We start from the raw sequence: 19,125 nt of genomic DNA on the forward strand, positions 1-19,125 counted from the left end.
CTCGACACGACGACCCGGGACGCCGCCGGCATGGCCGTCGATGTACGCCACGCCAGCCAGGCCTTCCTGCTCGAAGGCCAGCCGCTGCCGGTGCTGGACAATGTTTCTCTCAATGTGAAGCCAGGGGAATTCGTGGCGCTGCTCGGCCCCTCGGGCTGCGGCGAGTCGACCCTGCTGCGCCTGCTGGCCGGGCTCGACGCGCCCAGCGGCGGCACGCTCACCGGCGACGGCGCGCCCATCACGGCGCCCGACCCGTCCCGCGTGCTGGTCTTCCAGGACCCCACCCTCTACCCCTGGCGCACCGTCAAGGCGAACGTGGCGCTCGGCCTCGAGGCGCGCGGCATCCTGAAGCGCGAAGGCCACCGCGTGCAGCAGGCGATCGACCTGGTCGGGCTGACCGGCTTCGAGACCGCCTATCCGCACCAGCTTTCGGGCGGCATGTCGCAGCGCGTGGCGCTCGCCCGCGCTTTGGTCAACGACCCGCGCCTGCTGCTGCTGGACGAGCCGCTGGGCAAGCTCGACAGCCTGACCCGCCTGTCGATGCAGGCCGAGCTGGTCCGCCTCTGGCAGCGCTCCGGCCTTACCGCCATCCTCGTCACGCACGACGTGGAAGAGGCGCTGATCCTGGCGCAGCGTGTCATCATCTTCTCGCCCCGCCCGGCCCGCATCACCGCCGAGCTCACCGTCGACCGCCCCTATCCCCGCCACCGCGACGACCCGGAGCTGGTGGCGCTGCGCCGCCAGGCGCTGGGCCTGCTCGGCTTGGCCGATTGAGCGAGGACCATCATGACCCTGCACCCTGAGACCCTGGCCCTGCATGCCGGCTGGCGCGCCGCGCCTGGGCATGGCGCCGTCGCCGTGCCGATCTACCAGACCACCTCCTTCCAGTTTGAGAGCAGCGAGCACGCCCGCAGCCTCTTCGCGCTGGAGCAGCCGGGCTTCATCTATTCCCGCACCGGGAACCCGACAGTCGACGTGCTGGAGCAGCGCCTGGCCGCCCTCGAAGGCGGTGCCGCGGCGCTGGCCCTCGCCTCCGGCCAGGCGGCTTCCGCCTTCGCGATCCTGGCCCTGGCCCAGGCCGGCGACAACATCGTCTCCTCGACCGATCTCTATGGCGGCACCTGGAACCTCTTTGCCAACACGCTGAAGCGCCAGGGCATCGAGACCCGCTTCGTCGACCCGTCCGACCCGGAGAATTTCCGCCGCGCCACCGACGACCGCACCCGCGCCTATTACGGCGAGACCCTGCCCAACCCGAAGCTGGTGGTCTTCCCCATCGCCGAGGTGGCCGCCATCGGCCGCCCGCTCGGCATCCCGCTGATCCTGGACAACACGGCCGCGCCGCTGCTGGCGCGCCCCTTCGATCACGGCGCCGCCATCGTCGTCTATTCGGCCACCAAGTTCATCGGCGGCCATGGCACCAGCATCGCCGGCGCGGTGATCGATGGCGGCAATTTCGACTGGCGGGCCGTGCCGGACCGCCAGCCGGCGCTGAACACCCCCGATGCCAGCTACCACGGCGCCATCTGGGCCATCGATGCCCCGAAGCGCGGCCTGCCGCCCTATGCGGTGGCCGTCCGCGCCTCGGTGCAGCGCGACCTCGGCGCGCCGCTCTCGCCCTTCAACGCCTTCCAGATCCTGCAGGGGATCGAGACCCTGCCGCTGCGCATCGCCCGCCACAGCGCGACCGCCGCCGGCATCGCCGCCTGGCTGGCGCAGCGCCCGGAAGTGAGCCGCGTCATCCACCCCTCGCTGCAGACCGGCACCGCGCGCGCCCGCGCGGACAAATACCTGCAAGGCGGCTTCGGCGGCCTGGTCGGCATCGAACTCGCCGGCGGGCGCGAGGCCGGGCAGCGCTTCATCGACGCGCTCACGCTGCTCTACCACGTGGCCAATATCGGCGACGCACGGTCGCTGGCCATCCATCCGGCCAGCACCACCCACAGCCAGCTCTCGGCCGAGCAACAGGCGCTGACCGGGGTGACGCCGGGCTATGTCCGACTGTCGATCGGGCTCGAGCACCCGGACGATATCAAGGCGGATATCGAACGAGGCCTGCACGCCGCAGGGCATCTCGCGCAGGCAGCAGAATAGAAAAAAGTCTGCGGGAAGGAATTCCCCCAGGCCCCCATCTTTTTTCTGTCTATCCAGGAACAGCCATGTCGACGACCGCCATCGCCACACTGCCCACCCTCGATATCAGCGAACTCGAAGGGCCAAATAGAAAGAAATTCCTCGACCAGCTGCGCCACGCCGCGCGCGAGGTCGGCTTCTTCTACCTCGCCGGCCACGGCGTGCCCGAGGAACTGGCCCAGCAGGTGCGCGACCTGTCCCGCGCCTTCTTCGACCTGCCCGAGGCAGAGAAGCTGAAGGTCCAGATGATCCACTCGCCGCATTTCCGCGGCTACAACCGTGCCGGGCTGGAGCTGACCCGCGGCAAGCCCGACTGGCGCGAGCAGTTCGACATCCATGCCGAGCGCGAGCCCCTGCCGCAGACCGCCGGCAGCCCGCCCTGGTCGCGGCTGCAGGGCCCCAACCTCTGGCCCGATGAATCGCTGCCGGCGCTGCGCCCGACGCTTCTCGAATGGCAGGCCCGCCTGACCGAGGTCGCCATCCGCCTGGTCGGCGCCTTTGCCGAGGCCCTCGTCGGCGACCGCCAGGCGCTGGCGGCGATCTATGCCGGCAGCCCCAACCAGACCATGAAGATCATCCGCTACCCCGGCCGCACCTCGGACGAGCCGGACCAGGGCGTCGGCGCCCACAAGGACAGCGGCTTGCTGACCTTCGTGCTGCAGGACGAGATCGGCGGCCTGCAGGTCGAGACCGCCGATGGCTGGATCGACGCCGTCCCCCGCCCGGGCACCTTCGTGGTGAATATCGGCGAACTGCTGGAACTGGCCTCCAACGGCTACCTCAAGGCCACCATCCATCGCGTCGTCAGCCCCGCCGCCGGGCGCGAGCGCTTCTCCATCGCCTTCTTCCTCGGCGCCCGGCTCGATGCCGAGGTGCCGCTGCTGGCCCTGCCGCCGGCGCTCGCCGCCGAGGCGCAAGGCCCGGCCAGCGACCCCGACAACCCGCTGTTCCGCAATGTCGGCGCCAACTACCTGAAGGGCCGGCTGCGCTCGCACCCCGATGTGGCGCAGCGTTACCACGCCGATCTGCTGGGCTGATCGCGGCGCTGCCCCGGGCACACGGCACTTTCTGTTGCATCCCGGCGCGCCGCGCCGGATGCTCCCCTTTGCCAGGGAGGCTCCCATGACGGGTTCCGACGACCAGGCTTCGGATCGGCTGGCCACGCGGCGGTTGCGCCGGCGTGGCCTGGTGCTCGGCGCCGCGGCCCTGCTGCCGGCCGCCACCGCCCGCGCCCAGGGCGGCGGGCAGCTGCTCAACGTCTCCTACGATCCGACGCGCGAATTCTACCGCGCGTTTAACACGGCCTTCGCCGAGCGCTGGAAGGCGCAATCCGGCCAGGCGATCCGCGCCATCTCCTCGCATGGCGGCTCGGGGCGGCAGGCGCGGTCGGTGATCGACGGGCTGCCGGCCGATGTCGTCACCCTGGCGCTGGCCTATGACATTGACGCCATCGCCGCCCAGGGGCTGATTGCCGCCGACTGGCAGGCGCGGCTGCCGCAGAACAGCGCGCCCTATACCAGCACCATCGTTTTTCTTGTCCGCAAGGGGAACCCGAAGAACATCCGCGACTGGGGCGACCTGGCGAAGCCCGGCATCGCCGTGATCACGCCGAACCCGAAGACCTCGGGCGGGGCGCGCTGGAACTATCTCGCCGGCTGGGCCTGGGCGCTGCGCCAGCCCGGCGGCAGTCCCGACACCGCCCAGGCCTATATCGCCGCGCTGTTCAGGAACGTCCCCGTGCTGGATACTGGGGCGAGGGGCGCCACCACCAGCTTCGTCCAGCGCGGCCAGGGCGACGTGCTGCTGGCCTGGGAGAACGAGGCGCATCTGGCCTTCGCCGAATTCGGCACCGGCCAGTTCGACATCGTCTATCCGGCGCTCTCCATCCTGGCCGAGCCACCGGTCGCCGTGGTCGACCGCAATGTCGACCGCCGCGGCACCCGCGCCGCGGCCGAGGCCTATCTCCAGGCGCTCTACGCCCCCGAAGGCCAGGCGCTGGCGGCCAAGCATTTCTACCGCCCGCGCGATGCCGGCGTGCTGGCGGCCAACCAGGCGCGCTTCCCGCCGCTGGAGCTGGTGACCATCGACGACCCGGCCTTCGGCGGCTGGAAGACCGCCCAGGCGACGCATTTCAACGATGGCGGGCTGTTCGACCGCCTCTACCAGCCCGGACGCTAGCCAGCGCATGCGGCCGCGCGCCTTGCCCGGCTTCGGTGTCAGCCTCGGCGTCACGCTGGTCTGGCTGGCCGGGCTGGTGCTGCTGCCGCTGCTCGCCCTGCTGCTGCGGCCGTGGGAGCTCGGCCCGCTCGGCGTCTGGCGCTCGCTGGCCGAGCCGCGGGTGCTGGCGGCGCTGCGCCTGTCCTTCCTCGGCGCGCTGGCGGCCTCGGCGGCGATGCTGCCGCTCGGGCTGCTGGTGGCCTGGGTGCTGGTGCGCTACCGCTTCCCCGGCCGCCGCCTGCTGGACGGGGTGGTCGACCTGCCCTTCGCCCTGCCCACCGCCGTCGCCGGCCTGGCGCTGACCGCGCTCTACGCCCCCAATGGCTGGCTGGGCGCGCCGTTGGCGGCGCTGGGGCTCAAGGTCGCCTACACGCCGCTCGGCGTCGGCCTGGCCATGGCCTTCGTCGGCCTGCCCTTCATCGTCCGCACCGTCGAGCCGGTGCTGCGCGACCTGCCGCCGGAGGCCGAGGAAGCCGCCGCCACCCTCGGCGCCAGCCGCGCCCAGGTGATCTGGCGCGTGGTGCTGCCGGCGCTGGCGCCCGCGCTGCTGGCGGGTTTCGCCATGGCCTCGGCGCGGGCCATCGGCGAATATGGCAGCGTCATCTTCATCGCCGGCAACATGCCCATGGTCAGCGAGATTGCCCCTCTGCTCATCGTCGTCCGGCTGGAGCAGTTCGACTATGCCGGCGCCGCCGCCGTCGGCCTGGCCATGCTGGCACTTTCCTTCCTGTTGCTGCTGGCCCTGAACCTGGCCACCCGCTTCTGGCGGCGCGCATGAACCCGCGCCCCGCCATCGCCGAGCCGCGCTGGGCCCGTATTTTCCTGTGCGTTCTGGCGCTGATCCTGCTCGGGCTGTTCCTGGTGCTGCCCTTGGCCGCCGTCTTCACCGAGGCGCTGCGCCGCGGCTGGGGGCCGGTCTGGCAGGCGCTCTCCGACCCCGATGCGGTGGCGGCCATCCAGCTGACCCTGCTGGTCGCCGCCATCGCCGTGCCGGTGAACACCATCGGCGGGGTGGCGGGCGCCTGGTGCATCGCCAAGTTCGACTTCCGCGGCCGCGCCCTGCTGCTGGCGCTGATCGAGCTGCCCTTCTCGGTCTCGCCGGTGATCTCTGGCCTGGTCTGGGTGCTGCTGTTCGGGGCGCATGGCTGGTTCGGCCCCTGGCTGCAGGCGCAGGGCCTGCAGATCGTCTTCGCCCTGCCGGGGCTGGTGCTGGCCACGCTGTTCGTGACCTTCCCCTTCGTCGCCCGCACCCTGATCCCGCTGATGCAGGAGCAGGGCCGCAGCGCCGAGGAAGCCGCCGCCACCCTCGGCGCCTCCGGCTGGCAGACCTTCTTCCGCGTCACCCTGCCGGAAATCCGCTGGGCGCTGCTCTCGGGCGTGCTGCTCTGCAATGCCCGCGCCATGGGGGAATTCGGCGCCGTCTCCGTCGTCTCCGGCCATGTGCGGGGAGAGACCAACACCATGCCGCTGCATATCGAGATCCTCTACAACGAGTACCAGTTCGTCGGCGCCTTCGCGGTGGCGGCGCTGCTGGCGCTGCTGGCTCTGGTGACGCTCGCCGCCAAGGCGCTGCTGGAGCGCGGCGGACGGCGCGGGGGCCTCGCCGTATGAGCCTCGAGCTGCGTGGTCTCAGCCGCCGCTTCGGCGCGGCCCAGGCGCTGCACGACATCGCGCTGCGGGTCGCGGGCGGGGAATTCGTCGCCCTGCTCGGCCCCTCCGGCTCGGGCAAGACGACGCTGCTGCGCATCCTCGCCGGGCTGGACTTCCCGGATGAGGGGGAGGTGCGGATCGACGGCCAGGACATGGCCCAGGTGCCGGCGCGGCAGCGCCGCATCGGCTTCGTCTTCCAGCACTACGCCCTGTTCCGCCACATGACGGTCTTCGAGAATGTCGCCTTCGGCCTGCGCGTCCGCCCCCGCGCCAGCCGCCCGCCCGAGGCCGAGATCGCGGCCCGCGTCCGCCGCCTGCTGGAACGCATGCAGATCGCCGAGCTGGAGCGCCGGCTGCCTGAGCAGATCTCCGGCGGCCAGCGCCAGCGCGTCGCCCTGGCCCGGGCGCTGGCCATCGAGCCGCGGCTGCTGCTGCTGGACGAGCCCTTCGGCGCGCTCGATGCCGAGGTGCGCAAGGGGCTGCGCCACTGGCTGCGCGCCCTGCATGGCGAGCTCGGCCTGACCAGCCTCTTCGTCACCCACGACCAGGACGAGGCGATGGAGCTGGCCGACCGGGTCGCCATCCTGCAGGCCGGCCGCATCGTGCAGTTCGACACCCCGGCGCGCATCCTCGACCAGCCGGCCGATGCCTTCGTCGCCGGCTTCCTCGGCCAGGCGCTGCGGCTGGAGGGGGTGCTGGAGGCGGGCGCGCTGCATTTCCGCCTGCCCGGCCTGGCGCCGCTGCCGCGCGCCAGCCTGCTGGCGGCGCCGGCGGGCGACGGCCCGGTGGCCGCCTTTATCCGCGGCCATGAATGGCGGGTGACCCCTGCCGCCGGCCCGGCGGTGCTGCGCAGCTGCCGGCCGGTCGGCGGCCGGCTGCAGGCGGTCTTCGCGCTGGACGGCCTGGTGATCGAGGCCGAGTTGGCGGCCGGCACGCACGAGGCGGCGGCGCTGCGGCCCGGCCAGGCCTGCACGCTGCAGCCGCTCGCCGCGCGCGCCTATCCCGCCTGACCGGGATGCGTGGCCTTCGGGCCGCTGTGGCGCCGCCGCCACAGTCACGGCGCATCTGGCGCGGCCGCACCGCCGCGCGCCCCGTCACCGCTGTTCTTTCCCCGCCCCCGGAAATATCTTTCCGCTCGAATTCAGAGCGGGTTGGGGGAGAGCAGGCTATGCAGTTCAGGACGTCGTTGCTGTCGGGCGTGGCGCTGGCTTCGGTCGCGCTGGCCTCGGTCTCCCTCACCGCCACGGGCGCGCTCGCCCAGCCGGTCACCGGCGTCTATCTCGGCGCCGGCGCCGGCGTGAACTTCCTGCAGGAAAGCGACCTCGACACCCAGGGCGGCGTCGCCCGCTTCCTGCGCGGCAACGGCGTCGGCACCTCCGGCCAGGCCGAGTTCGACACCGGCTTCGCCGGCGTGGTCTCGCTGGGCTATGGCTTCGGCAATGGCGTGCGCGCCGAGGTGGAAGGCAATTTCCGCTCCAACGAGGTCGACAAGCTGAGCGGCTATAGCGGCTTCGGCCCGCTGCGCAGCGGCGGCACGGCGCGCTCCTATGGCGCCATGTTCAACGCCTTCTTCGACTTCCACCAGCTCGGCCTGCCGGTGGTGCCCTATATCGGCGCCGGCATCGGCTATGTCTGGACCGATTACGACTCCGTCCGCGCCACCGCCGCCAATGGCGGGCGGATCAGCATCGATGGCAGCGACGCCCAGTTCGCCTATCAGGGCATCGCCGGCCTTTCGCTGCCGATCAGCGCCCTGCCGGGCCTGGCGCTGACCGCCGAATACCGCTTCCTCGGCACGCTGCAGCCGGAGATGGACGCCTCCATCCGCTTCGGCGGCACCACCGTCGCCCGCGGCAAGGTGGAGGCCGACAACTACAACCATTCGCTGATGCTCGGCCTGCGCTACGCCTTCAACCAGCCGGTGCCGCCGGCGCCGGCGCCGGTTCCGGTGGCCGCGCCGGCCCCGGCCGCCGCCCCGGCGCCGACGCGCACCTATCTGGTGTTCTTCGACTTCGATCGCGCCGACCTGACCGACCGCGCCCGCCAGATCATCGCCGAGGCGGCGCAGAATTCCGGCCGCGTGCAGGCGACGCGGATCGAGGTGGCCGGCCATGCCGACCGCTCCGGCTCGCCGCAGTACAACCAGCGCCTGTCGCAGCGCCGCGCCGATGCGGTGGCGGCGGAGCTGGTGCGGCTCGGCGTTGCCCGCTCGGCCATCTCGGTCCAGGCCTTTGGCGAGAGCCGTCCGCTGGTGCCGACCGCCGATGGCGTGCGCGAGCCGCAGAACCGCCGCGTCGAGATCGTGCTGCGCTGAGCTGAGCTCGGCTTCCGCCGCTGAACGCCCGGGGGAGCCCGCTCCCCCGGGCTTTTTCATGCCTGCCGCTTTGCGCGCTAGCGGCTTGCGCCTAGAAGGCGGGGAGGGGCGGCGCGCGGACGGCCGCCGCCGCTGCCAGTAGGGAGTGCGGCATGGCCGAGGCGCGGCTGAGCCTGCGGGTGGATCTCGGGACGGCGCATCAGGGGCTGCGGCGGCTCGGCCCCGGCAAGGTGGCCCTGCTGGAGGCGATCGCCCGCGACGGTTCGATCTCGGCCGCCGCGCGCAGCCTGGGCATGTCCTACCGCCGGGCCTGGGAGCTGGTGGAGGACCTCAACACCACCTTCGGCGCCCCGGTCGCCGCCACGGCGACCGGCGGCAGCAAGGGCGGCGGGGCCCGCCTGACGCCGCTGGGCGAGGCCGTGGTGGCCGGGTTCCGGGCGCTGGAAGCCGCTGCCGCCGAAGCGGCCGCGCCGCATCTGGCGGCGCTGCTGGAGCGGCTGCCGCGGGGCTGAGCGCACCGCCGTCGTTGCGACCGATTCGCAGCAGAAAGACCCCCGCGAGTCGGCCGACATCGCGCAAACGGCATCGCGCGGTGGCCTGGGAAAATCCTTAGTCCGCTCCGCGTCTTGCGCGGCTTGTCCCCAATCGATCCACAAGATGTAGCGATAACGGGGCAGTGAAGCCCTAGATATTGGGTCGTCCGGGTGGCATTCTCCGGGCAACAGCAGGGCGTGGCCGCCCGTCGCCGGGCTCGCGCAGCCCGGCCGCCGTGCCGCCCCTGCCAGCTCCATACGGCGCCGCCACCCTGTTCCAGAGGGACCGGCGCGCCGCCAGCCGAAGGCCTCCGCCATGTCCCCTTACGACACGCTTGCCGATCCCCAGGCCGCGACCGCCAGCCGCGCCGGTTCGCAGGCCGCCGGTCCGGGCGCCGCCCAGGTGATCCGTCGCGACGGCCGGCCGACCCCCTTCAACCCGGGCAAGATCAGCATCGCGCTGACCAAGGCCTTCCTGGCGGTGGAGGGGCAATCCGCCGCCTCCTCGCACCGCATCCACGAGATCGTCGCCGGGCTGACCGAGCAGATCGTCGCCGGCCTGACCCGCCACAGCGGCGCCGACCGGATCTTCCACATCGAGGATGTGCAGGACCAGGTCGAGCTGGCGCTGATGCGCGGCGGCCACCACAAGGTGGCGCGCGCCTATGTGCTCTACCGCGAGGACCGGGCGCGCGAGCGGGCGGCGGCGGCTTCCGTCAGCACCCCCTCGGCGCCGGCGCTGCAGGTCAAGGGCCGCGACGGCGTGCTGCGGCCGCTGGATGCCGCGGCGCTGGCCCGCGCCGTGGCCGAGGCCTGCGAGGGCCTGGCCGATGTGACGCCCGAGCCGGTGCTGGCCGAGACCCGGCGCAACCTCTATGACGGCATCAGCGAGGACGAGCTGGCCCAGGCGCCGATCCTGGCCGCGCGCACCCTGATCGAGCAGGAGCCGGGCTACAGCCAGGTCAGCGCCCGCCTGCTGCTGGCCGAGCTGCGCCGCGAGGCCCTGGTCTTCGTCGAGGGCACGCCCGCCACCAGCCAGGCCGAGATGGCCGCGCGCTATCCCGAGTATTTCGCGGCCTATGTCGCCAAGGGCATCGAGCACCAGCTGCTCAACCCGGAGCTGGCGCAGTTCGACCTGGCGCGCCTCGGCGCCGCGCTGAAGCCGGAACGCGACCTGCAGTTCCAGTATCTCGGCTTCCAGACGCTGTATGACCGCTACCTGCAGCAGACCCAGGGCATCCGCTTCGAGATGCCGCAGGCTTTCTTCATGCGCGTCGCCATGGGGCTGGCGCTGCGCGAGATTGACCGCGAGGCGCGGGCGATCGAGTTCTACGACCTGATCTCCTCCTTCGACTTCATGTGCTCGACGCCGACGCTGTTCAACAGCGGCACGCGGCACAGCCAGCTTTCCTCCTGCTTCCTGACCAGCGTGCCCGATGACCTCGACGGCATCTTCGGCGCCGTCCGCGACAACGCGCTGCTGGCCAAGTATTCCGGTGGCATCGGCAATGCCTGGACCCGGGTGCGTGGCCTCGGCGCGCATATCCGCGGCACCAATGGCCAGAGCCAGGGCATCGTTCCCTTCCTGAAGGTGGCGAACGACACCGCCATCGCGGTGAACCAGGGCGGCAAGCGCAAGGGCGCGGTCTGCGCCTATCTCGAGACCTGGCATATCGACGTCGAGGAATTCCTCGACCTGCGCAAGAACACCGGCGACGACCGCCGCCGCACGCATGACATGAACACGGCCAACTGGGTGCCGGACCTGTTCATGCAGCGCGTCGAGGCCGATGGCGAATGGACGCTGTTCTCGCCCGACGAGGTGCCCGACCTGCACGAGCTCTACGGTATTCCTTTCCGCGAGGCCTATGAGCGCTACGAGGCGAAGGCGCGCGCCGGCGAGATCAAGGTGCACAAGACCGTCCGCGCGGTCGAGCTGTGGCGCCGCATGCTGACCATGCTGTTCGAGACCGGCCATCCCTGGATGACCTTCAAGGACCCCTGCAACCTGCGCTCGCCGCAGCGCCATGCCGGCGTGGTGCATTCGTCCAACCTCTGCACCGAGATCACGCTGAACACCTCGGACAGCGAGGTCGCGGTTTGCAACCTGGGCTCGATCAATCTCGGCCGCCATGTCACCGGGAAGGGCCTGGACCGGGCGCAGCTGGCGCGCACCATCGCCACCGCGATGCGCATGCTGGACAACGTCATCGACGTCAATTTCTACACCATCCCGCAGGCCCGGCGCTCCAACCTGAAGCACCGTCCGGTCGGCCTCGGGCTGATGGGCTTCCAGGACGCGCTGCATGCGCTGCGCCTGCCGCTGGCCTCCGACGAGGCGGTGCGCTTCGCCGATGAGAGCATGGAGCTGATCAGCTACCACGCCATCGAGGCCTCGGTGAACCTGGCCGCCGAGCGCGGCGCCTATGCCTCCTTCCCTGGCTCGCTGTGGAGCCAGGGCATCCTGCCGCATGACAGCGTCGAGTTCGTCGCCGAGGCGCGCGGCGGCCTCGACCTCGACCGCTCGGCGGCGCTGGACTGGTCCGGCCTGCGCGAGCGGGTGAAGACCATCGGCATGCGCAATTCCAACGTGATGGCGATCGCGCCGACCGCGACGATCTCCAACATCGTCGGCGCCACCCAGTCGATCGAGCCGACCTTCCGCAACCTCTATGTGAAGGCGAACATGTCGGGCGACTTCACGGTGGTGAACCCGGCCCTGGTCCGCGACCTGAAGGCGCTGGAGCTGTGGGACCCGGTCATGGTCTCCGACCTGAAGTATTATGACGGCAGCCTGGGCGCCATCGACCGCATCCCGGCGGAGCTGAAGTCGCTCTATGCCACCGCCTTCGAGGTCGACGTCTCCTGGCTGGTCGAGGCCGCCGCGCGCCGGCAGAAATGGATCGACCAGGCGCAGTCGCTGAACCTGTACCTGGCCAATCCGAACGGCCGCAAGCTGGACGCGCTCTACCGCCTGGCCTGGCAGCGCGGGCTGAAGACCACCTATTACCTGCGCACCCAGAGCGCGACCCATGTCGAGAAGTCGACGCTGAAGACCTCGGACGGCAAGCTGAACGCGGTGAAGGTGGCGCCTGCCGCCGCGCCGGCCGCGGCCGTCGTCGCCGCCCCGCCGCCGCCGGCCCCCTCTTCCGCCGTCGTGGCGGAAGCGCCGAAGCCGGTGCCGGCGACCGAAGTCGGCAATTTTTGCTCGCTCGACGATCCCACCTGCGAAGCCTGCCAGTAAGGAACGGACCTGATGGACACCAACATGCTCGACTGGTCCGACCCGGCGCCGCTGGCGCCGACCCCTGGCGCGGCGGCGCAGAAGCCGGAGGCCGGTGACGCCACCGGCCTCGGCGCCATCGACGAGAGCGGCGGCCGCGTCTCGGTCGACGACAAGGCGATGATCAATTGCCGCGCCGACGTGAACCAGCTGCTGCCGCTGAAGTACCGCTGGGCCTGGGAGAAGTACCTCTCGGCCTGCAACAACCACTGGATGCCGACCGAGATCTCGATGCAGGCCGATATCGCGCTGTGGAAGTCGCGCGACGGGCTGACCGAGGAGGAGCGCCGCTCGATCAAGCGCAACCTGGGCTTCTTCGCCACCAGCGAGAGCCTGGTCGCCAACAATATCGTGCTGGCCGTCTATCGCCACCTGACCAACCCGGAATGCCGCCAGTACCTGCTGCGCCAGGCCTTCGAGGAGGCGGTGCACACCCATACCTTCCAGTACATCGTGGAAAGCCTCGGCCTCGACGAGGGCGAGCTGTTCAACATGTATCGCGAGGTGCCCTCGATCACCGCCAAGGCGGCCTGGGCGCTGAAGTATACGCAGAACCTGTCGGACCCGGCCTTCGCCACCGGCACGCCGGAGAATGACCGCGCCTTCCTGCGCGACCTGATCGCCTTCTACGTCGTCTTCGAGGGCATGTGGTTCTACACCGGCTTCGCGCAGATCCTCTCGCTCGGCCGGCGCGGGCGGATGGTCGGTATCGCTGAGCAGTACCAGTACATCCTGCGCGACGAGAGCATCCACCTGAACTTCGGCATCGACGTGATCAACCAGATCCGCGCCGAGAATCCGGGGCTCTGGACGAAGGACTTCGCCGAGGAGGTGCGCGCCATGCTGCGCGAGGCCTGCGAGCTGGAGGTGGCCTATGGCCGCGACACCATGCCGCGCGGCTTCCTCGGGCTGAATGCCGCGCTCTGCGAGCAGTACATGCATTTCATCACCAACCGCCGCTGCGCCCAGCTGGCGCTGGCGCCGGTTTTCCCCGAGGCGGAAAATCCCTTCCCGTGGATGTCGGAGGTGATGGACCTGAAGAAGGAAAAGAATTTCTTTGAGACCCGGGTGATCGAGTATCAGAATGGCGGTGCGCTGAGCTGGGACTGAGGCTGCGCCGGGCAGGATTGCGATCTGCCTGCACGCCGAGGCCCGGCTTCATGGTGCGAGCGTACCGAACTGTAGCCAGACCATTAATGGTCTGGCAGCAATTTGCTGGGATCCCGGCACCTGGCAGGGATCAGGGATAGATGCGTCTGCGAGACGTCTTCGGGTCGGGGTGGCGGCACGGGCTGGCCGTGGGCGCCATCTGCGCGGTGGTCGGCCTGGCGGGCTCCGCCCTGCTGCTGCATGCCGAGCGCGACCGCCTGCTGGCCGAGGACGGCGCCCGCCTGGCCGACTACGCCCGGGTGATGGCCCAGCGCCTGGATTCCGGCCTGGTCGAATGGGCGCATGACGTCGGGCTGATGGCCCGTTTCGAGGCCTTCTCCCGCCAGCCGCCCGAGCCTGCCATGGCGCGGCGGCTGATGGAGGATCTGCAGACCCGCTCCCCGACCTTCGCCTGGATTGGCTTCGCCGGCGTCGACGGCCGCGTCATCGCCGCCACCGGCGGGCTGCTGGAGGGGGTGGATGTCGCCGCCCGGCCCTGGTTCGCTCCCGGGCTGAAGGGGCTGCATCTTGGCGACGTGCATCCGGCGGCCCTGCTGGCCCGCCTGCTGCCGGCGGCGCAGGGCGGCGGGGCGGATGCCTATTTTGTCGACGCGGCGGCGCCGGTGCATGGCGAGGACGGCCGGGTCATCGGCGTCATCGCCGGCCACCTGACCTGGCGCTGGGCCGAGAGTGTCCGGCGCGAGATCTCCCGCCTCTCACCCTGGCAGCCGGCGCCGACCTTGCTGGTGGTCGGGGCCGACCGGACCGTGCTGCTCGGCCCCGAGCGGCTGCGCGGCAAGCCCTGGGCCGGCGCCATGCCGCCCGGCCCCGGCCTGCCGGCCTGGCGCGAGGCGGAGGGCGAGGGGCCGGCCCTGCTGCAGGCCTTCGCCAATGCCGATGAGGGCGGCAGCGACCGCCCGGCGCTGGGCTGGGTGGTGGTGGCCGAGCGGGATACCGCCACCATCCTCGCCTCGCTCTGGGGCTTCGCCCTGTGGCTGGGCCTCGGCACGCTGGTGCTGGCCGGGGTCGGCGGGGCGCTGGCCGGGCGCAACGCGCATCGCTTCGGCGGCGCCGTGCAGCGGGTGTTGGGCGAGGGCAGGACCGGGCCCGAGCTCGAGGCCCGGCTGCTGCAGCTGCGCGACCAGGCCTGGCACGACCCGCTGACCGGCCTGCTCAACCGGGCCGGCCTTGCCGCCTGGGCCGCGGGCCAGCCGGGGCTGGCGGCCGGCGCTGCCGTGGTGGTGCTCGACCTCGATGGCTTCAAGCCGGTCAATGACCGGCATGGCCATGCCGCGGGGGATGCCGTGCTGCAGGCCATCGGCGCCTGGCTGCGCCGCCACCTGCGCGACGGGGATGCCGCCGTCCGCCTCGGCGGCGACGAGTTCCTGCTCTGCCTCCCCGGCCGGCCGGAGCGGGTCGGCGAAGCGGCGGCGGGGATCGCCGCCGGGCTGGACGCCATGCTGCGCGCCGGGCTCGACACGCCGGCCGGGCGGGTGGCGCTGGGCTGCAGCGCCGGCGTCGCCGTCATGCCGCGCGATGCGGCAACGCTGGACGCCGCGATCGGCCTTGCCGATGCTGCCCTCTACGAGACCAAGCGCAACCGCGCTGCCCGGGAGAGGACGCTGTCCTGAGCCGGCTGTCCCCTCCCGACGGGATCGAGGACAGGGGCAGCCTCGGCCGATAGCCTGTCGGCACCCCCGGTTGCCCCGGCGGCCCGCCCGCGCGGCGCCGCTTCCCGCGGCACGAGATCCGGCGCTAAAGTCAAGAACAGGCTTATAAAATTGCCAGTTGTCTCGGCGGGTGCGATAAGCGACGCGAAGGGGAACGCGGCGGCAACCTGGATGGAAGGATGAAGCGCGGCGAGATCGAAAGTCCGTGGCAGCGCGAGCAGGCGCTGCTCGTCGAACTCGTCCGGCTGCACGCCGAGGCGGCGCCCACCCCGCCGTCGGCCCTGCTGACGGTGCTGGAGCAGGCTGCGACGCCGCTGGTGCTGACCGATCCGAACCAGCCCGACCACCCGATCACCTTCGCCAACCGGGCCTTCCAGGAACTGACCGGCTATTCCGCCGCCGAGCTGCTGGGCCGCAACTGCCGGATGCTGCAGGCGCCGGAGACCGACCCGGCGGCGCGCGGGCGGATCCGTGGCGCCCTGGCGGCGGGCCAGGAGGTCGCGGTCGAGCTGGTCAACCGCCGCCGCGACGGCAGCCGCTTCCGCAACGCCCTGCTGATCACCCCGGTGCGCGACCGGCACGGGCGGCTGCTCTCCCATCTCGGCACCCCGCGCGCCCTGGCCGTCGACACCCCTGTCACGGCCGGGCCGGCGCCGCCGGCGGGCGAGGCGCTCTGGCGCAGCGTCTTCGCGTGGCTGCAGGAAGCCTTGCTGCTCGGCGAGGCCCTCCGCGATCCGGCCGGGCAGGTCGTCGAGGCCCGCTGTCTCGACGTCAACCCGGCCTGGTGCGCCATGACCGGCCTGCCGGCCGGGACGGCGCGTGGCGCCCCGCTGCGCCAGCTCTTCCCCGGCGCCGACGCGGCGCGGATCGGGCAGGTCGCCCGCCTCCTCGATGGCGACGCAGGCGTGGTGCCTCCCTGGCAGGTCGACCGGCCGGGCCGCTGCTACGAGGGCCGGCTGCAGCGGCTGGAGGGCGACCGCTTCGTCATCCTCTTCACCGAGGTCACCGCGGCACGCGAGGCGGAGCGGCGCCGCGCTGCCCTGGCCGAGCTCGATGCCGGGCTGGGTGAGGGCGGGGCGCCGGCGGAGATGGCGCGCATCGGTGCCACCATCCTCGGCCGCACGCTGCGCGCCGACCGCGCCGGCTATGGCACCATCACGGCGGAGGGTGCCAGCTTCACGCTGGGCGAGGACTGGACCGCGCCGGGCCTGGCGAGCCTGGCCGGCGACTATCCGATGTGCATCTTCGGCGACTATGGCCCGGTGCTGCTGCAGGGCGAGGCGGTGGTGGTCGAGGATGTCGGCGCCGATCCGCGCACCGCCTCGATCGCCGCGATGCTGCAGGGGGCCGGCATCCACGCGCTGATCAACCTGCCGGTGATGGAGGGCGGGCGGCTGGTCGCCGTGCTCTTCGTCAACCAGGCCGCGCCACGGGCCTGGACAGCGGAGGAGGTCGCCTTCGCCGGCGAGCTGGCGCAGCGGCTGCGCCAGGCGGTGGAGCGCCGCCGCGCCGAGGCGGAGCTGCGCACGCTGGCCGCCTCGCTGGAGCAGCAGGTGGCCGAGCGCGCCCAGGCCCTGGCGGAGGCGCGGGCCTTCTCCCGCCTGGCGCTGGCCGCGGTGCGCGGCATCGGCGTCTGGAGCTTCGACGTCGCCAGCGGCCGCTTCACCGCCGATGCCGCCATCGCCGACCTCTACGGTTTCGATCCGGCCGAGCTCGCGGCCGGCATCGGGCGCGAGCAGGTGCTGGCGCAGGTGCATCCCGAGGACCGGGAGCGGCTGCAGGCGGTGATGCAGTCCGGGCTGCATCACCAGGGCGACCAGGAGCTCGAATACCGCATCCTGCACCGGAACGGCCGGGTCCGCTGGATGCTGTCGCGCGGGCATACGCATTTCGCCGCCGATGGGCGGCCGGTGCGGCGCCTCGGCGTCGGCGTCGAGACGACCCGCCAGCGCGAGCTGGAGGAGCAGCTGCGGCAGAGCCAGAAGATGGAGGCGGTCGGCCAGCTCACCGGCGGGGTGGCGCACGACTTCAACAACCTGCTGACCGGCATCATCGGCAGCCTGGAGCTGCTGACCCGGCGCCTGGCCCAGGGCCAGTATGCCGAGATCCCGCGCTATGCCGAGGCGGCGCGCGGCGCGGCGCAGCGGGCGGCGGCGCTGACCCACCGGCTGCTGGCCTTCTCGCGCCGGCAGACGCTGGACCCGCGGCCGACCGATGCCAACCGCCTGGTCGCCGGCATGGAGGAGATGATCCGCCGCAGCGTCGGCCCCTCCATCGCGCTGGTGCTGGTGGCGGAGCCGGCGCTCTGGACCGTGCTGGTCGACCCGCCGCAGCTGGAGAATGCGCTGCTCAACCTCTGCATCAACGCGCGCGACGCGATGCCGTCGGGCGGCCGGCTGGAGATCGCGACGCTCAACCGCCGGCTGGACGCGGCCGAGGCCGCCGCCGGCGGCCTGCCGCCCGGCGACTACGTCACCCTCTGCGTCAGCGACAGTGGCAGCGGCATGACGCCCGAGGTGATCGCCCGCGCCTTCGAGCCCTTCTTCACCACCAAGCCGCAGGGCCAGGGCACCGGGCTGGGCCTGTCGATGATCTATGGCTTCGTCCGGCAGTCGGGCGGGACGGTGCGCATCGCCTCGACCCCCGGCGAGGGCAGCTGCATCTGCCTCGACCTGCCACGGCATGCGGGGCCGGCCCTGCCGCCGCCGCCGTCGGGCGAGGCCACCATGCCGCAGGGCGGCGGCGAGCGGGTGCTGGTGGTCGACGACGAGCCCAGCGTCCGCCTGATGGTGGCCGAGGTGCTGGAGGAGCTGGGCTATGCCGCGCTGGAGGCGGCGGATGGCCCCGCCGGCCTGCGCATCCTGCAATCCGCGGCGCCGCTTGACCTGCTGGTCACCGATGTGGGCCTGCCGGGGGGCATGAACGGCCGGCAGCTGGCCGAGGCGGCGCAGCGGCTGCGGCCCGGGCTGCGCATCCTGTTCATCACCGGCTTTGCCGAAAGCGCCGTGCTGAGCCATGGCGATCTGGGGCCGGGGATGCAGCTGCTGACCAAGCCCTTCTCGCTGGAGGCCCTGGCGCAGCGCCTACGGGGGCTGATCGCCGCCGACTGACCGCGGCGGTCCGTCGCCGGCGGGCCGGCCGCCACCCGCCATCACGGCGCCGTTAACAAATTGGCGAGAATTTGCCGCTTAACTTGGCCCCACCAGCAGGGGTCGAACCATGGCGCATCTTCACCAGGCTTTCCACGGCATGCGTCTGGCGGCACCGAAGGTCGCGAAGCGCGCCGTCCCGGCCGGCCCGGCCCGCGGCATCATGATCGGCCTCGGCCTCTCGGCCCTGCTCTGGACCGGCCTCGTGCTGGTGGTGCGGCCCTTCTTCTAGCCTCTGCGGCCCGGCTGCGCGTCGCCGCCGGCGGCGCGCCCGGTACCACGATTCGCCCAGGCGGCGGCGCCGCTTGACAAGATCGTCGCGGCACCAGCTGATCGTGGTTCTTCCTGACAACGGACAGAACCATGTCGCTGACCATCTACGGTGTCCTGCGCTCGCGCGCCTCCCGGCCGGTCTGGCTCGCCCATGAGCTCGGCCTCGATTTCCAGCATGTGCCGGTGATCCAGTCCTATCGCCTGCCCGATCCCGCCGCCGCCGGCGCACCGTTGAACACCGCTTCGCCCGAGTTCCTGGCGGTCAATCCGAACGGCATGGTGCCCAGCCTGAAGGATGGCGACTTCGTCCTGCACGAATCCCTGGCCATCTGCCTCTATCTGGCGCGCAAGGCCGGCGGCCCGCTCGCCGCGCGCGACGCGCAGGAAGAGGCGCTGATGATCCAGTGGGCGCTCTGGGCGGCGACCGAGGTCGAGCCCCGCAGCCTCGCCATCCTGCGCGGCACCGATGTCGAGGCCAATGCCGCCGCGCTGCGCCGCCCCTTCGCGGTGCTGGAGCGCCAGCTGCAGGCGGGCGGCGGCCATGTCCTCGGCGGCCGCTTCACCGTGGCCGACATCATGGTCGCCGAGATCGTCCGCTACGCCGCCCCGGCCAAGGCGCTGTTCGCCGAATTCCCGGCGATCTCCGCCTGGATCGCCACCGTCCAGGCCCGCCCGGCGCATCAGCGCATGGCCGCCGACCGCGCCCAGGAACCGGCGTAACTCTCTTTCGGTTTCCCGGGGGCGGGGCCCCCGG

General features: G+C 71.9%; 15 protein-coding genes. All 15 read left to right on the plus strand.

The features are described 5' to 3' along the window. Positions 1-30 precede the first annotated feature (30 nt). The 15 genes from WFI16_RS08410 (at position 31) to WFI16_RS08480 (ending at position 19,091) form a co-directional block, all read left to right on the plus strand. Complete coding sequence (locus WFI16_RS08410; protein WP_419897777.1) at positions 31-774, plus strand: ABC transporter ATP-binding protein; 744 nt, start codon at positions 31-33, stop codon at positions 772-774. A 12-nt stretch (positions 775-786) separates the two neighbouring features. Further along, complete coding sequence (locus tag WFI16_RS08415; protein WP_419897372.1) at positions 787-2,094, plus strand: O-acetylhomoserine aminocarboxypropyltransferase/cysteine synthase family protein; 1,308 nt, start codon at positions 787-789, stop codon at positions 2,092-2,094. A 65-nt stretch (positions 2,095-2,159) separates the two neighbouring features. Then, positions 2,160-3,170 carry an isopenicillin N synthase family dioxygenase gene (locus tag WFI16_RS08420; protein ID WP_419897373.1) on the plus strand — a complete coding sequence of 337 codons (1,011 nt, stop codon included), beginning with the start codon at positions 2,160-2,162 and terminating at the stop codon, positions 3,168-3,170. 85 nt (positions 3,171-3,255) lie between these two features. Then, complete coding sequence (locus WFI16_RS08425; protein WP_419897374.1) at positions 3,256-4,311, plus strand: sulfate ABC transporter substrate-binding protein; 1,056 nt, start codon at positions 3,256-3,258, stop codon at positions 4,309-4,311. A gap of 7 nt (positions 4,312-4,318) precedes the next feature. Beyond that, positions 4,319-5,128 carry a sulfate ABC transporter permease subunit CysT gene (gene cysT, locus WFI16_RS08430; protein WP_419897375.1) on the plus strand — a complete coding sequence of 270 codons (810 nt, stop codon included), beginning with the start codon at positions 4,319-4,321 and terminating at the stop codon, positions 5,126-5,128. Beyond that, positions 5,125-5,961, plus strand: coding sequence for a sulfate ABC transporter permease subunit CysW (gene cysW, locus WFI16_RS08435; protein ID WP_419897376.1), 837 nt, complete (start codon positions 5,125-5,127; stop codon positions 5,959-5,961). The genes cysT and cysW overlap by 4 nt, the downstream gene beginning before the upstream one ends. Next, entirely contained in the window at positions 5,958-7,010 is a 1,053-nt protein-coding gene (locus WFI16_RS08440) for a sulfate/molybdate ABC transporter ATP-binding protein (protein ID WP_419897377.1), read from the plus strand. Before cysW ends, WFI16_RS08440 begins: the two co-directional genes overlap by 4 nt. A 158-nt stretch (positions 7,011-7,168) precedes the next feature. Then, positions 7,169-8,314 (plus strand): OmpA family protein, encoded by a 1,146-nt coding sequence (locus tag WFI16_RS08445; RefSeq protein WP_419897378.1) that lies wholly within the window; start codon positions 7,169-7,171, stop codon positions 8,312-8,314. Between the two features lie 152 nt (positions 8,315-8,466). Continuing rightward, entirely contained in the window at positions 8,467-8,826 is a 360-nt protein-coding gene (locus WFI16_RS08450; RefSeq protein WP_419897379.1) for a winged helix-turn-helix domain-containing protein, read from the plus strand. A gap of 337 nt (positions 8,827-9,163) precedes the next feature. Then, a complete protein-coding gene (locus tag WFI16_RS08455; RefSeq protein WP_419897380.1) occupies positions 9,164-12,091 on the plus strand; it encodes a ribonucleoside-diphosphate reductase subunit alpha in 2,928 nt (975 codons plus the stop codon). 12 nt (positions 12,092-12,103) lie between these two features. Beyond that, positions 12,104-13,240, plus strand: a complete 1,137-nt coding sequence (locus tag WFI16_RS08460; protein WP_442970660.1) for a ribonucleotide-diphosphate reductase subunit beta — start codon at positions 12,104-12,106, stop codon at positions 13,238-13,240. A gap of 140 nt (positions 13,241-13,380) precedes the next feature. Beyond that, positions 13,381-14,910: a sensor domain-containing diguanylate cyclase gene (locus WFI16_RS08465; RefSeq protein ID WP_419897381.1), complete on the plus strand. Its 1,530-nt coding sequence runs from the start codon at positions 13,381-13,383 to the stop codon at positions 14,908-14,910. Positions 14,911-15,128: 218 nt separating this feature from the next. Beyond that, positions 15,129-18,059 (plus strand): PAS domain-containing protein, encoded by a 2,931-nt coding sequence (locus tag WFI16_RS08470; protein WP_419897382.1) that lies wholly within the window; start codon positions 15,129-15,131, stop codon positions 18,057-18,059. Positions 18,060-18,168: 109 nt separating this feature from the next. Then, the gene (locus tag WFI16_RS08475; RefSeq protein ID WP_419897383.1) at positions 18,169-18,330 is read left to right on the plus strand and encodes a hypothetical protein; all 162 of its coding nucleotides are present in this window, start codon (positions 18,169-18,171) and stop codon (positions 18,328-18,330) included. A 131-nt stretch (positions 18,331-18,461) separates the two neighbouring features. Further along, entirely contained in the window at positions 18,462-19,091 is a 630-nt protein-coding gene (locus WFI16_RS08480; protein ID WP_419897384.1) for a glutathione S-transferase family protein, read from the plus strand. Positions 19,092-19,125: the final 34 nt, after the last annotated feature.

The sequence above is a fragment of the Roseomonas sp. USHLN139 genome (assembly GCF_037145735.1).
Lineage (GTDB): Bacteria > Pseudomonadota > Alphaproteobacteria > Acetobacterales > Acetobacteraceae > Pseudoroseomonas.

Excerpts from the sequence above, each read along its gene's own strand:
- WFI16_RS08410 (WP_419897777.1), top strand. The coding sequence starts at position 31 with ATGGCCGTCGATGTACGCCACGCCAGCCAGGCCTTCCTGCTCGAAGGC.
- WFI16_RS08415 (WP_419897372.1), top strand. The coding sequence starts at position 787 with ATGACCCTGCACCCTGAGACCCTGGCCCTGCATGCCGGCTGGCGCGCC.
- WFI16_RS08420 (WP_419897373.1), top strand. The coding sequence starts at position 2,160 with ATGTCGACGACCGCCATCGCCACACTGCCCACCCTCGATATCAGCGAA.
- WFI16_RS08425 (WP_419897374.1), top strand. The coding sequence starts at position 3,256 with ATGACGGGTTCCGACGACCAGGCTTCGGATCGGCTGGCCACGCGGCGG.
- cysT (WP_419897375.1), top strand. The coding sequence starts at position 4,319 with ATGCGGCCGCGCGCCTTGCCCGGCTTCGGTGTCAGCCTCGGCGTCACG.
- cysW (WP_419897376.1), top strand. The coding sequence starts at position 5,125 with ATGAACCCGCGCCCCGCCATCGCCGAGCCGCGCTGGGCCCGTATTTTC.
- WFI16_RS08440 (WP_419897377.1), top strand. The coding sequence starts at position 5,958 with ATGAGCCTCGAGCTGCGTGGTCTCAGCCGCCGCTTCGGCGCGGCCCAG.
- WFI16_RS08445 (WP_419897378.1), top strand. The coding sequence starts at position 7,169 with ATGCAGTTCAGGACGTCGTTGCTGTCGGGCGTGGCGCTGGCTTCGGTC.
- WFI16_RS08450 (WP_419897379.1), top strand. The coding sequence starts at position 8,467 with ATGGCCGAGGCGCGGCTGAGCCTGCGGGTGGATCTCGGGACGGCGCAT.
- WFI16_RS08455 (WP_419897380.1), top strand. The coding sequence starts at position 9,164 with ATGTCCCCTTACGACACGCTTGCCGATCCCCAGGCCGCGACCGCCAGC.
- WFI16_RS08460 (WP_442970660.1), top strand. The coding sequence starts at position 12,104 with ATGGACACCAACATGCTCGACTGGTCCGACCCGGCGCCGCTGGCGCCG.
- WFI16_RS08465 (WP_419897381.1), top strand. The coding sequence starts at position 13,381 with ATGCGTCTGCGAGACGTCTTCGGGTCGGGGTGGCGGCACGGGCTGGCC.
- WFI16_RS08470 (WP_419897382.1), top strand. The coding sequence starts at position 15,129 with ATGAAGCGCGGCGAGATCGAAAGTCCGTGGCAGCGCGAGCAGGCGCTG.
- WFI16_RS08475 (WP_419897383.1), top strand. The coding sequence starts at position 18,169 with ATGGCGCATCTTCACCAGGCTTTCCACGGCATGCGTCTGGCGGCACCG.
- WFI16_RS08480 (WP_419897384.1), top strand. The coding sequence starts at position 18,462 with ATGTCGCTGACCATCTACGGTGTCCTGCGCTCGCGCGCCTCCCGGCCG.